Below are 14,433 nucleotides of genomic sequence, written 5' to 3' on the forward strand. Positions count from 1 at the left end.
AAATGGCAGAACGAGGATCACCCGTGCAGATAAGCTGAGGTATTCGCCGAAGCTGATAGTTTTGTAGGGATGCCGGGTCAAACCAGCCATTGAGTGAAGCTACGGCCACAGATGGTTGTGCCCAGTCGATATACCCCCGAGCTGTCGTTCAGAAGGCAACCATGAATTCTCAGTCCTCATCCGTCGTTCGCGCTGTGCTGATTGATACCCGAGCTCGGACCATCGAAGAAAGTGCGGTCCCGGGTAAGTGGAAGCCAAATACGAAGGTTGCGGAGTTCGGTGGACTTGCTTTGACAGGCAAACAGCTTTGCCGGGGAGAATTTGGGTTCGCTCACCCCGAGAATCTCACGATTGCCGACTTGCGTGATGCTCCTGGGGAATGGCTAGCCATAGCTAGTTCTCGACACCTGTTGTCAGGAGTGAAACACCTTGTTTTTGCCGATCGCTTCGGATTTGGACCAGTCTTTTATGCAATTATCCCTAGGCGTGGGGTGGTCTTGTCGGATAGCTTTATCGCCGTTGCGGTTGCTCTTCGAGAGTCCGGTGTTTCGGTTCATCTGAATCTCAGTACATACGTTGCCGCTCTAACTAGTCGTGGCCGGACTGCCGAGGGGATGAGTGACTCGACGACCATGGCAGAACAAATACATATTCTCGAGCCAGATTGCGTCCTCGAGATTACCGGTCGCCAAGCGACCATCCGTCCGCGGGTTACACTGGGGGGCTCTGAGACAATCAATGACTACACCGACGCCGTGTCGTTAGGCATAGAGCTAGCCAGAGAGTCCTTGACGACTGCAGTGAATTCGTTGTCCGCTCGGAAAGTTATCACCCTTTCCGGAGGCGTTGACTCCCGGCTCGCTCTAGCGCTCCTGACACTGACTGGTGCTCATCAAGACTTCAAGGTCTTGACGTTTGACCCACGAAGATATGAGGGTAAGAAACGTAAGGTTTACGGGCGAGATATTCAGCTCGCCAATGCGATTCGCGCTGATCACGGCATGGAGTGGTGGGGCCCTACTGAACAGTGCGGTTTATCCTTATTGTTCAGTGAGCGTGTCTTCACCCATCAAATACGCGATTCGAATCGCAACTACGAGATGTTTCTGTCCGATTTTTCAGGAGAATACGCCATTCCCCAGATGACGATCCGCGGAGGTGGAGGAGAGCTACTTCGCGTCCCGGGGTCTGCTGAAGGTCTGGCTAACCGTGTTTTCCGGGAACTTGGAAAGGGCGTATCGATGTCGGACCCGCGGGTCTTCAACTTTTTTCTCCAAGCGCACAGCTACCCCCGGCTTGCGAATAAGCACTTCAAACCATTAGTTGCTGAGCATTTCGAAAGAACCTTTAAACGCTCTAGGGGATCCGACCTGTTCCAACGCCTCGACGGATACTACTTTCGGACTAGGAATAGGTACCATTTCGGTATCACGCGACAGGCTTTAGACAAGCGCGAAGTCCCCTTGTTTCCACTGGCTAATCCTTACTTTTTGCAAGCGTCGCGACTCGCTGAATTCCACGAAAGAACCCAAGGCAAGCTGGTCAAAGACATATTCCAGGCTTCGGCGCCCCAGTTGCTGAAGTACCCTTTCGACAGTGATCAGTGGACAAGCCGTCTCACCACTGCAGAGCTGAAAAAGGTGCCGGACGACGACTCATGGCGCGAATCGTATGATGTAGCGGATAGTGGCAAAACCGTACAGATTCGACGCGATGAGGCAGACGCGCAGCGCTTCACATTCAACGCTCAGCGAGCTGGAGATCTCTTCATCCGTGAAGGGTTCGCGACGATCGTTGGACACGCTCCAGAGCAGTTTCAAGAGCCTCTGCAACAACAACATGAAGCAGTATTAAGGACGATGGAGCAGGGTATACTGAACAGATCAACCATTCTCGGAAAAGTCGCCTCGGCCTTGGATGTCGTGACGCCACCCCCACCCGAGATCGCCTCACTGAAGACCCTATCGGTTCCAGGACTTTCTGCGGACGAAACCGCTCCACGAACCAAGGTTCGGCTGATTACAGATCTGCGTGAATCATCGGCCGCACTGTCTTATCCTGATCCCACTAGTTCAGTGACAACCGTGCAACGTATCCATGGGCGAATACTTGTGGCTAACGATTTCGCCAGTGTCGAACCGAGTGAGTATGAATGGGCTTTCTACCTGTATCGCGATGGGACAGAAATCTCCGAAGTTTGGTACCAAGACACTCCTCGGTACGCTTTTACTGGCGTTGAGGAATCGGGGAGATATACAGTTCTCACGTTCATCAGAAGAAAGGACAGCCCGCAAAACGTGATAAAGGTACCGAGCACCAGCGCGATCAGTATCTAGCCCGGGGAATGTCGGCGATCACAGTGATCACAGTGCAGTCATGCGGGTACTAAGGAAAGGATATCGAGAAAGGTCATATGTTTATCTCGGCCCTCCCAACGAAAATGTGCTGATTAGGGTGGTAGCTGTGTAGGGTTGTCTCGGCATACTAAAATGAAATCACCGGCTCACTGCCGCGTGAGGTCGTTGTGTCGTAGTGATGTAGGAGTAGAGACATAATGAAAATCATGCCGGTCTACGGCACCCGCCCCGAAGCGATTAAGATGGCCCCGATTGTGAAAGCTCTTCAGGAGTCGGATCAATTCGAGTGTGTGGTGACCGTCACTGGACAACACCGGGAAATGTTGGACCAGGTGAATGAGCTTTTCGGAATCACTCCCGACCACGACCTCAATATCATCCAGCCCCGCCAGACCCTGAACATGGTGATGGCGAAAACCATCAATGGTCTCGACGCGATCATGGATGAAGAGAAACCCGATGCCGTGGTGGTCCAAGGTGACACGTCGACTTCCACAGCTGGCGCCATTGCCGCCTTCAACCGTGGTGTGCCAGTGGTTCATGCCGAAGCCGGGCTCCGTAGCTTCAATATCTTTTCCCCGTTCCCGGAAGAAGCGAACCGGAAGATTACCTCCCAGATTTCTTCTCTTCACTTAGCACCGACCTCGGTCAGTCGCGATAACCTCCTCCGTGAGGCCGTCAACGCGCACGATATCTACGTCACCGGTAACACGGTCATCGATGCCCTGCTTGAAGTGGTGGACCAGCGTGTTCCGTTCAGTGAACCTGCTTTGCAAGAACTGATCGAGCAGGTAGACCAGGGACGAAAGGTCGTCCTCGTCACGACTCACCGCCGTGAGAACCAGGGTGATGCGATGCGCGGTGTCGGCCGAGCATTGGCACGACTGTCGGACTCACACCCGGACGCGACCATTGTTTTGCCAGCCCATAAGAACCCTGTAGTGCGTGAGGCAATTCTGCCGTTCCTGGAAGGCAAAGAAAATGTCATCGTCACCGAGCCGTTGGCATACGGGGAATTTACCCACTTGATGAACCTCAGCACCGTCGTCCTCACCGACTCCGGTGGCGTTCAGGAAGAAGCACCAGGTCTGGGCAAACCGGTGCTCGTGATGCGCGAGAACACCGAGCGTCCCGAAGCGGTGACCGCCGGAACCGTCCGACTGATTGGTACCGCCGAAGAGCGCGTTGTCGAGGAAGTCTCCGAGTTGCTCACAAATGACGAGGCATACGCCAAGATGGCCAATGCGGTAAACCCCTATGGTGACGGCCGGGCCGCACCGCGTTCTGTCTCGGCGATTGCAGAGCTACTCGGCGTGGGCTCTCGTTTACCACAATTTGACGACGGACTCGGTGAATAAGGGCTTATTTGCCGTCCGGTGTGACGTGTAAATGTATCTGAAAAAGCTCGAGGTTCGAGGGTTTAAGTCCTTCGCTTCCAAAACTACTTTCGAATTTGAACCTGGGATCACCGCCGTCGTCGGCCCCAATGGGTCGGGGAAATCAAATGTTGTCGATGCACTGGCCTGGGTGATGGGCGAGCAGGGTGTGAAGAACCTGCGCGGTGGCAAGATGGAGGACGTCATCTTCGCAGGCACCTCAGGTCGCCAGGCTTTGGGGCGGGCACAGGTGACCCTGACCATCGATAATTCTGATGGTGCCCTCCCGATTGAATACTCCGAAGTGGCCATTTCCCGCACCCTGTTTCGAGCCGGCGGATCCGAGTACCAAATCAATGGGTCACCGGCCCGACTGCTCGATATCCAGGAGCTTCTCAGTGACTCGGGGCTCGGTCGAGAAATGCATGTCATCGTCGGTCAGGGGCAACTCGACCGCATTTTCCATGCCACACCGGAGGAGCGACGGGGGTTCATTGAAGAAGCCGCCGGAATTCTGAAGCATCGTCGCCGGAAAGAACGGTCGGTTCGCAAACTCGATGCGATGCGTGGGAACCTGGACCGAGTCAGAGACCTCACTGAAGAAGTCCGTCGCCAGCTAGGACCACTCTCGCGTCAAGCCGACACGGCACGCAAAGCCCAGCGCATCCAATACGATGTCCGAGATGCCCGTGCCAGACTGCTGGCCGACGACGTGGAGCAGCAACTGCGGGTGGTGGCAGATCTGGTGGAACAAGATCGGGGCAACGACGAAGAGCTCGTCGCGGCTCGCCAGAACATCACTCAGGTCTCTGAACAAATGGACGCGCTGGACCAAGAACTCGACGACATTACGCAGGCGGCCACCGTCGCTCGTGAACACCGGTACGGGCTCAGTGGTTTGCAGGAACGGTATCGGTCGTTGCTGTCGGTGACCGACGAACGGCTGCGGACCGCGTCGGCACCGATCACGAAAACCACGACCATCACCGCCGAGCAAGCGCAAGCCCAGCTTGATCAAGCCGCCGAAGAATATCGGCAAATCTGCGATACCAGAGCAGAAACCGATAAGGCCCTGGCGCGGGCCATCCAGGAAAAGGACGATGCCGAGCGTGCAGCAAGAATCGCTTCGCAAGCATATACGGACTCACTGCAAGAAGAGGCCCAACGTCACCGCGCCATTGCCACAGCAGAAGCAAAGCTCGCCTCGGCCATCGCTGAACTGGAAGCAGTGAAAGCCCAGCGCAGGCACGTGACTGAAGAATCAGAGTACCGTCAAGACAGTCTTCGTGAGCTACAAAACTCACTTTCCGCATACCAAACGCAGGCCGATGAGGCAGCACGGCAACGTGCACAGATCGAAGGCCAGCTTGACGAGGCGGACCGGAAACTGTCCCAGAAGCGTGGCCAACTGGATGACCTGATGGCACACTTGGCCGCGCAGAATCGTGAATATAGCGCTATCCAGGCACGGATCGAGGTCCTCAAGGATTCGTTGGAACCACACAAGGGCTCGGCTCGGGCGTCTTTAATGGATCTGGCTGTCGAAGAATTGAGTTCTCAATTTGTGGTCTCAGCTGGGTGGGAACGCGCCGTTGCGGCCGTGCTACCGGTGGCGGTTGAACAGCTTTGGGCGGATGACTCGCAAACCGCCAAGGCTGCTGTGGACTTATTGCAACACGGCGAGGTTGAGACCACGCGGATTTACACTCCCACCTCTGAAGGGGAGAGTTACGTGAAGCGGCAACAACTCCCTGATGGGCTTGTTACTGCGGTAGACCACGTCTTCGCGCGTGAGCCAGACGCGAATTCTGCCGTGACCGCGACATTGCAAGAGCTGTTCGGACACGTCGTGCTGTGCGAAGACCTCGAGGAAGCCGAACGCGCTATACAACGCTTCGAGGAGACCGACCTCGATAATGCCCATGTGGTGATCGCTACCCGGAATGGACACCTCATGACGCATCTGTGGGTCCAGGTTCACGGAGCCGGCGGGAGTAGCCATGTCGAAGCTCGCGGGTCGCTTGATGATGCCGAAAAGACCCGAGATCGGCTTGACACGGAGATCTCGACTCAACAGCAACACATTGAGGGTATGAGACAGGAAGTACGCACCTCGCAGCAAACTCATGACGAGATCCGCGAGAGGGTAGATGAAGCTCGACGGCGAGAGACGACCTACCTGGAGCGACAGGCAGCGACGAAGAATAGCTTGGCCCAAACCCTGCAGAATAGCGAGCGTTCAGAGCAACAATTGGAGGAGCTTGCCGATCACCTTCAGGCGGCTCAGAACCGTGTGACAGGATACCAGGAGGCTTACGATACAGCCGTGGCTGCCGAGCGGGTAGCGTCGCAACAGCACACCTCGGAAGATTCGCCGAGCGAACAAGAAGCCGAGCGTGCAGAGGCTCGCGCCGTCGAAGCTCGACGGGCTGAAACGGATGCGCGGCTGGCGTTGCGAACTCAGGAGTCGACTGAACAACAGGCACAACAACGCGTGGAACAAGCCCGGCGGAGGCTATCTGCTGCTCACCTGGCAGAACAAGAGTATTCCCGCGCGCTACACCAGCAACGACACCGAGTCTCTCACCTCGAACAGGTCCACGTGGCCGTAAATACAGTTCTGGAAAAGATCGGTAGTTCGGTTCGTCGTGCTGAGGTTGATGAGCAAGAGTTCGCGGCCACTCGTGAAAAAACTCAGCAACGTCGGGAAGCTCTGGTTCACCGACGCCAGCAGGCTCAATCTGATCTAGAGAAACTCAAAGAACGTACCCACGCTCGTCAGCTTGCCCGCCAGGAGCAAGAAATTAAGCTCGAGCAACTCAAACAAAAAAGTCTGGACACTTTGGGGTACACCCACGACTATCTGGTCGCGAATTTTGGGACCGACCAACCAATCCCCGAATTTAACGAGGGCCAGCAAGATCAGGACGAGGCTGTATCGTCGACTGCTTACCGTCGAGACGAACAGGAGAAACGCTTGAAGAAGGCCGAGCGTGAATTGCGCGCGCTCGGCAAAGTCAATCCGCTGGCTTTGGAAGAGTACTCGGCGGTGCAGGAACGACACCAATACCTCAGTGAACAGTTGGAGGACCTAGAGAATTCTCGCAGGGACCTGTTGCAGATTATTGAGGATGTCGATGCGACGGTGCTCAGGGTCTTTCGAGAAGCCTTCGAGGATACCTCCGCTCAGTTTGAGCATGTTTTCTCCACGCTTTTTCCCGGAGGTGAAGGAGCGCTCGTCCTGACCGATCCGGAGAACATGTTGGAAACGGGCATTGAAGTCCATGCCCGTCCGGCCGGTAAAAAAGTCACGAGGCTATCGTTACTCTCTGGAGGCGAGCGGTCGCTAGCCGCCGTTGCGCTACTGGTGTCGATCTTTAAAGCCCGGCCTTCACCCTTTTATGTGATGGATGAGGTAGAAGCTGCGCTGGATGACGCTAATCTTTCCCGGTTGCTGACGATCTTCAAAGAACTCCAACGGGACTCGCAGCTGATTATTATCACCCACCAACAGCGCACGATGAACATCGCCGATGCTCTCTACGGTGTGTCAATGCGTGGAGATGGGGTATCCCAGGTCATCAGCCAGCGTCTGAGTCATGACGAAACATAGTCTTAGCCTCTGACTGAGTCGGATCAATCTTCGGTAAGGACCCGGTCCGGGGGCCTCCCGGAGTGATAGGGACGTTTGTCTCGGGCGAAAACGTCCAGACCAGTGCGGCGGTGACCAAGATAACCCCGGTGAGGCCAAAGCCCCAGGCGTAGCCAGCGACGTCGACAATGAGCCCGACCAATAACGGTCCGGCAATGCCGCCGACATCGGATGCCATTTGGGCCGTCGCCATCACAGTTCCTGCCTTCTTGTCTTGACCCACGATGTCAATAATCGCAGCTTGTTGTGGGGCGTTGAGCAAACCCGTTCCGGCACCGGCGATGGTATTGAGGGCTAAGAATAACCAAGGGTTAACGAACACGCCGAGCACGCCAGTTGTCACGCCAGCGATGAATAATCCGGAGACGATCAGGGGCTTACGCCCAATCCGGTCGGAGAGCCTCGACGAGAAGGTCACAGCAATTACGTTGCCCACGGCAAATAAGGACAACCCGACCGCCGCGGTTTGCGGACCGTCGAGGAAGAAGGTCATTCCCGCGAAGGCCGAGGCGGCAAAGAGGGGAGTCACGGAGTTTCGCACCCCGAACGCAGCCCAGCCATTGGCAAAAAATGATGTCAGCGTTGCCCGATAAGAACTATTGCTCAGTGCCTGCCTGAGCTTCATCGCCGGTCGGTCATCTGGTGCCGGTCGGTGCGTTTTGCTACGACCGACGCCGGTGAGGGTGAAGAAGACGACCGACGCGGCGACCACAAGGGAACAACCATAAATGATAAAAGGAGCACGAGGCCCCAACCCTGCAAGAGCACCGCCGACGATGGGACCAAAAATATTGCCTAGCAAGAAAGCAGAGGCATATGCGCCAGAGATCCGCCCGCGGATTGTTGGGGGAGACTTACGGGCCAGATACGACATCGCGGAAACGGTAAAGAGGGTGGAGCCAATGCCTCCCAAACCACGGAAGATGAGAAGTTGTGGGTAGGTCTGAGCAAGGGCCACCAAAAACATCGACAGCGCCACAATGGTGACGCCGGTGGTGTAGACATAGGGTTCACCAAACTTACTGGTGACTCGGCCGGAGACGGGGGCGAAGAGTAAGCGAGCTAAACCGAATGAGGACACCACAGCTGAGACCGCAAATGCCCCGACACCAAACGACTCTGCATACAAAGGAAGAATCGGGGCAACGATACCGAACCCGATCGCGATGAGGAAGGTCGCTGTAATGAGGACTTTTAGCTCTGCTGGAATTTTCGGGACATCGCGATCTTGGGGCATATATTCGATTTAATCACGAAGCCCGGATTGATTCGGTTGTCCTCAGTGTGCTCTTAGCAACGGGCTGAAACTGGCTCGGCAAGAACCCGGAGAATATGAAAGACTGAAGAGGTGGAAATCCTTATTATCAGCGCCGTTGTTCTGCCCGTCTTAGTCGGTCTGGTGTCGACGTTTGTCTCGGATCGACCTGATGAAACGAAGGTGGTGTACACAACCACCGCAACTCCGGAGGAAGTTGCTCCATCTCCGGAGGATGTTGCAGAAACTGCCGTCCCAGATGAGACACCGGTTCTGCCTCCATCGGAGGAAGCTCAGGCTGAGACCGAAGTCGACGAGCTTGAGACTGTCATCGAGGAGCCGATTGCTCCCGAGCTGGAGAAACCAGAAGCAGCCAAGACCCGTTTGGGGCGCCTGCGTGCGCGTCTCGTGAAATCCAACAACATCTTTTCCAAAGGGTTGCTCGCCCTCTTGTCCCAGGACGACATTGATGACGATGTCTGGGATGAAATCGAAGAGACTCTGTTGACCGCAGACCTTGGTTCCGGTCCCGCACTGGAACTTGTCGATAAGCTCCGTGAACGAGTCACCGTTGAGGGCACGAAAGACACCGAGCAAGTCCGTGAGATGCTCCGCGAAGAACTCATTAACTTGGTAGACCCGACGATGGATCGTCGTCTGGCCGTATCGCGTCAAGAAGGCCTTCCCTCCGTTGTGATGGTGGTGGGCGTCAACGGAGTGGGCAAGACCACCACTGTCGGTAAAATTGGTCGCGTTCTCGTGGCTGAAGATCATTCGGTGCTCTTTGGTGCAGCTGATACATTCCGTGCAGCTGCCGCCGAACAGCTGGCGACGTGGGGGTCCCGCGTTGGGGTTGAGACGGTACGTTCCGAGGCAGAAGGAACCGACCCAGCCTCAGTCGCTTTCGACGCCGTGCAGAAGGGCATCGAATCTGAAGTCGATACCGTGATCGTCGATACCGCCGGACGTCTGCAGAACAAGGGTAACCTCATGGACGAGCTCGGCAAGATTAAGCGTGTTTCTGAGAAACAAGCGCCGGTCCGCGAGGTCCTGCTTGTTATCGATGCCACAACGGGACAGAATGGCCTGACCCAGGCAAAGGTCTTTACCGAAGCCGTCAACGTTACAGGTATTGTGCTGACCAAGCTCGACGGATCTGCTAAGGGAGGCATCGTGGTCGCAATCCAGCGTCAGCTGGGTGTTCCTGTCAAGCTGATTGGCCTGGGCGAGGGTGCCGACGACTTGGCCCCGTTCGACACGCACGGTTTCGTTGACGCGCTGATAGCAGAGTAACCTCCGTGGCACTGACTCAGACCATCCGGACAGGTGGCGTCTTATCGACGTGCCCCAGTCCTGTGAGTTGATTCAGTGACATGGCAACGATTGAAGTCCTCTTCCCGGCCAGGAGCGATTGGTGAACCGGCTCGCTTCTGTCTCGGTGGAGGGCTTCAGCTGTCTGGGGGTCGCATCGCTCTTAATGCAAGGCGATCGGCTTTGAGATTGTCTCCCTGTGGTAGCATGATGGTTGTCTAATTAGACACTTCTGTCTCACTGTCTTCACATTTCTCTCACACCCCTTGGATAGGCCCCTTATGCCTGGCTTCACTTTGCGAAAAAAGCTCACCGTTTCATTCGTTCTTCTTGCTCTCGGTGTCTCCACCGTCAGTCCAGCAGTAGCCGACACCGTTTCTGTTGCGGTTCACAGCCAAAATGCTACAGTCGACGAGCCTGCCGAAACCGCCGAAGGACCTGCAGAGGCTGACTTTCCTGAGGCGGAGGTGCACAGTGAAGATATCCAGGTATTTTCTATCGATGGTGTCTCTCGGGAAGCCCTTCCCGAGGGCGAAGAGATCGAAGCCGAGACCTCGCCCGAGCCCCTGAACGCAGAAGCCCATGAAGAGGGGGATAGCCCGGCGACGAACGAGGTTTCGGAGGATCCAACTGAGTCTGCCCTGAGTGAGTCTGCACCCACCGACTCGGAATCCACCGAGTCTGAACTGGCGGATCCCGAACCGGTCGATGCTGACCCGAGCGAGAACGCTGTTGAGGACGATGAGACTGTAGCAGACCAAGAAACCAGGCAAACGGTTACCGATGCAGCGGAAGGGTCGGAACCGGCGACTGATCGTGAAGAAGACCATCTGAGCGAGTCTGCTCTGGATGGGGAGAGCGACGAAGGCGAGCTGTCTGCGCTGACTGTTCCTCTGGAATCCATTGATTTCGTGATTGCCGGTGTGACCTGGCATCGATCCACTTCTGAAATCGTCACTAATGTTTCGATCCGCGTTCGCGAGCAAGATCGTTGGTCTCAGTGGGAATCACTGGAGATCATTGATGACGAAATGGCCGAGGGCGATGTTATCGGTACAGAGCCACTTGCGACCACGGAAGCAGACGCCGTGCAGGTTCGCGTCAACACCGAATCAGGGGAGGTTCCTTCGGGCCTGGAGGTTACACTGATCGACCCCGGTGTTTCGGATAATGATGGAGCTGTGGTTGCCAACACCGCCAGCCATGTTTCCACCAGCAAGAAGAACCCTAGCGTAGGTCGACCAACGATCGTCCGAAGGTCACAGTGGGGTGCCAACGAATCCTGGGCGTCTCCCAGCAAGCAATCCAGCACGCTCAAAGCGATGTACGTCCACCACACAGCGGGGACCAACAACTACTCGCGGTCACAAGCTTATGCGCAAGTTCGCGGTATCTATAGCTACCATGCCCGGACGCTGGACTGGGGAGATGTCGGATATCACTTCCTCGTCGATCGGTATGGAACGATCTACGAAGGCCGCAAGGGGTCGATGGATTCTTTGCCGATAGGAGCACAGGCCGGAGGATTCAACACAGACACTATTGGTGTCAGTGCCATCGGGAACTTCGAGGCAGCTACTCCGCCGACAGCTATGGTGAACTCGCTGACACGGGTTCTGGCGTGGAAGGCGCACCAGTACGATCTCAACCCGCAAGGGAAAACAACACTTGTCTCGCGCGCTTCTCCGGGCTCGACCGCGCGTTATAAGAGCGGTACTCACGTTTCGTCGCCCGTCATTCTTGGCCACCGCCATACCAACGCTACTGCATGCCCCGGGGCCCGCCTGAATGCGCTACTGCCCAGCATCCGGTCCAATGCGTCTTCCAAAGTTTCCAAATTTGAATCCTCTGTGAAGACATATCAGTATGTGACCTCGTCTGGTCCGATGCGTGCTGGTACGTCGTCGAAGACGCGTCGGATTGGGACGGTTCCGGCTGGTGAGCGCGTTCGAGTGTTGGGTTCGAAGGGTTCGTGGACCCGCGTGGTTGCCAAGGTGGGTACTGGTTGGGTTCCTTCCCGGGTGCTGAGCGATAAACCTCCCAAGCCCTAACCCCTACTCGGCATCAAGGCTACTGGAGCTACGGTTTACAGTGATGTGAGTTTCTCTCTGACTGAGGGGTCACGCTGGTATTCCTCAGGCAGACTTGACTATTTCTGAAGACCGACGTAAGTCTTGCTACCCTGGGTAGGAGCTAATAACCGTTTCCGAAGGAAGTTTCTTTCCAGTGTTCACATCTCTGACAGACCGTCTGACGTCGACCTTCAAGAATCTGAAGGGTAAAGGTCGCCTGACCGAGGCGGATATTGATGCAACTGCTCGGGAAATTCGCCGTGCATTGCTCGATGCTGACGTTGCTGTTCCCGCGGTGCGTGAGTTCATCAAGCGCGTGAAGGAACGTGCTTTGGGTGAAGAAGTCTCCCAGGCGCTCAACCCAGGCCAGCAGGTTGTCAAAATCGTCAACGCTGAACTGGAAGAGATCCTTGGAGGCGAGACCCGTCGTATCCAGTTCGCGAAAACCCCGCCGACGGTGATCATGTTGGTGGGTCTGCAAGGCGCGGGTAAAACAACCCTTGCCGGCAAGCTGTCCCGTCATCTTAAAGAAGACGGGCATACCCCGATGTTGATCGCAGCTGACTTGCAACGTCCGAACGCTGTTCGTCAGTTGGAGATCAACGGTGAACGGGCCGGAGTTCCTGTTTTTGCTCCCCACCCAGGCGTCTCCTCGGAGTTCGAAGATCCCACTGGTGACCCGGTCCAAGTTGCCCTGGACGGGGTTAATGAAGCGAAGAAACGGCAACACGACGTGGTGATTATCGATACCGCTGGTCGCCTCGGTGTCGACCAAGAGCTCATGCAGCAGGCCTCTGATATCCGAGCTGCGACTAACCCGCAGGAAGTGCTGTTCGTCCTCGACGCGATGATCGGTCAGGACGCGGTGGCCACCGCTCAGGCGTTTAACGAAGGTGTCGGTTTTACCGGTGTCGTCCTGTCGAAGATGGACGGGGACGCTCGCGGTGGCGCCGCCCTGTCGGTCAAACACATCACGGGCAAACCCATTATGTTCGCCTCCACCGGGGAGAGCATCAAAGACTTTGAAGTCTTCCACCCCGATCGCATGGCATCACGTATCCTCGACATGGGTGACGTGATGAGCCTGATCGAGCAGGCCGAACGTAACTGGGACAAGGCCGAAGCCGAAAAGATGGCGAAGAAGTTCGCCGGGCAAGAGGACTTCACCTTTGACGACTTCTTGTCGCAGATGCAGCAACTCAAGAACATGGGGTCAATGAAGAAGCTGTTGATGCGGATGCCCGGCGCCCAGAGTATGCGCCAACAACTTGACCAATTCGACGATTCCCACATTAACCGTATTGAAGCTATTATTCGGTCGATGACCCCGCATGAACGGAACGCGCCGAAGATCCTGAACGGATCGCGACGCGCTCGCATCGCAAAAGGTTCTGGGGTTAAAGTCTCTGACGTCAATACTTTGGTCGAACAGTTTGGCCAGCTTCAGAAAGTCATGAAGAAGATGGCCTCGGGTGGAGGCATGCCGAGTATTCCTGGCATGCCCAATATTCCCGGTATGCCAGCGGGTGGCCACGGGGGCAAGAAAAAAGGTAAAGGTGGCAAAAAGAACGCCAAGAAACAGCGCTACGGCAACCCCGCTAAAGCGGAGGCTGCAGCGCGGGAGCAAGCGCAGAAAGCCGCTAACCGTCCCAAGCCAAATCCCTTGAAAGGCAGCTCTTTTGGTGGTGCTCAAAACTCTCAGGGAATGGATCCCAGTCAGCTCAACTTGCCGAAAGGCTTCGAGAAGTTCCTGAAATAGGGGTTATCCACCACGGGGCGTCGAGTGGAAATAAGAGTGCGTTGTCTGGCATAATGGTTCGGTACTGATTCGCGGAGGAAACGACCCTCTATCCTTTCCTCTGCGTTTCCGTTCGCACGCTACGTTTCAACTTTGATCCCCAGTGAAAACGTTGACGTGCACTCAATGTGAGAAAGAGGAGTAACCACAACAGTGGCTGTAAAAATTCGTCTGAAGCGTCTGGGTAAAATTCGTTCGCCGCACTACCGTGTTGTGGTGATGGATTCCCGCACCAAGCGTGATGGTCGTGCCATCGAAGAGATCGGTCTCTACCACCCGACGCAGAACCCTTCTTTCATCAAGATTGACTCTGAGCGTGCTCAGTACTGGTTGTCGGTCGGCGCTCAGCCGACCGAACAGGTCCAGGCTTTGCTGAAGCTGACTGGCGACTGGCAGAAGTTCAAGGGCGAGTCCTACGACGAGTCCACCTTGAAGCAGCCGGAAGCTAAAGAGGAGTTTGTTGCTCCGGAGAAGGGGTCGGTGATTATTCCTGAGGCCATTACCCCGAAGGGTGATGACAAGGAAGAAGACCAGGCTGAGGGCCAGGCTGAAGAGAGCACCGATGAGTCTGCGACTGAAGAGAACGCAGACAGCAAAGAAAAGTCTGAATAA

The 14,433-nt window shown here is 55.8% G+C and carries 8 protein-coding genes; 7 read left to right on the forward strand and 1 reads right to left on the reverse strand.

Features of this window, described 5'->3' with window-relative positions; translation table 11 throughout:
• Positions 1 to 788 precede the first annotated feature (788 nt).
• The 3 genes from DCC25_RS01440 (at position 789) to smc (ending at position 7,346) form a co-directional block, all read left to right on the forward strand.
• Positions 789 to 2,336, forward strand: a complete 1,548-nt coding sequence (locus DCC25_RS01440) for a hypothetical protein (RefSeq protein ID WP_158524698.1) — start codon at positions 789 to 791, stop codon at positions 2,334 to 2,336.
• Positions 2,337 to 2,551: 215 nt separating this feature from the next.
• Entirely contained in the window at positions 2,552 to 3,715 is a 1,164-nt protein-coding gene (gene wecB / locus DCC25_RS01445; protein WP_110099475.1) for a non-hydrolyzing UDP-N-acetylglucosamine 2-epimerase, read from the forward strand.
• A 31-nt stretch (positions 3,716 to 3,746) separates the two neighbouring features.
• Positions 3,747 to 7,346 (forward strand): chromosome segregation protein SMC, encoded by a 3,600-nt coding sequence (smc, locus tag DCC25_RS01450; protein WP_110100346.1) that lies wholly within the window; start codon positions 3,747 to 3,749, stop codon positions 7,344 to 7,346.
• Here smc and DCC25_RS01455 read toward each other — a convergent pair.
• Complete coding sequence (locus DCC25_RS01455; protein ID WP_110100347.1) at positions 7,315 to 8,622, reverse strand: MFS transporter; 1,308 nt, start codon at positions 8,620 to 8,622, stop codon at positions 7,315 to 7,317. The genes smc and DCC25_RS01455 overlap by 32 nt on opposite strands.
• A gap of 111 nt (positions 8,623 to 8,733) precedes the next feature.
• Between DCC25_RS01455 and ftsY the strand changes: the two genes are divergently transcribed.
• From ftsY to rpsP, 4 genes are all read left to right on the forward strand, one after another.
• Positions 8,734 to 9,933, forward strand: a complete 1,200-nt coding sequence (ftsY, locus tag DCC25_RS01460; protein WP_233487817.1) for a signal recognition particle-docking protein FtsY — start codon at positions 8,734 to 8,736, stop codon at positions 9,931 to 9,933.
• A gap of 299 nt (positions 9,934 to 10,232) precedes the next feature.
• Positions 10,233 to 12,002, forward strand: coding sequence for an N-acetylmuramoyl-L-alanine amidase (locus DCC25_RS01465; RefSeq protein WP_110100348.1), 1,770 nt, complete (start codon positions 10,233 to 10,235; stop codon positions 12,000 to 12,002).
• 175 nt (positions 12,003 to 12,177) lie between these two features.
• Positions 12,178 to 13,782 carry a signal recognition particle protein gene (ffh, locus tag DCC25_RS01470; RefSeq protein WP_110100349.1) on the forward strand — a complete coding sequence of 535 codons (1,605 nt, stop codon included), beginning with the start codon at positions 12,178 to 12,180 and terminating at the stop codon, positions 13,780 to 13,782.
• A gap of 192 nt (positions 13,783 to 13,974) precedes the next feature.
• Entirely contained in the window at positions 13,975 to 14,433 is a 459-nt protein-coding gene (gene rpsP / locus DCC25_RS01475; RefSeq protein WP_110100350.1) for a 30S ribosomal protein S16, read from the forward strand.

This window comes from Auritidibacter sp. NML120636, assembly GCF_003185945.1.
GTDB classification, from domain to species: domain Bacteria; phylum Actinomycetota; class Actinomycetes; order Actinomycetales; family Micrococcaceae; genus Auritidibacter; species Auritidibacter ignavus.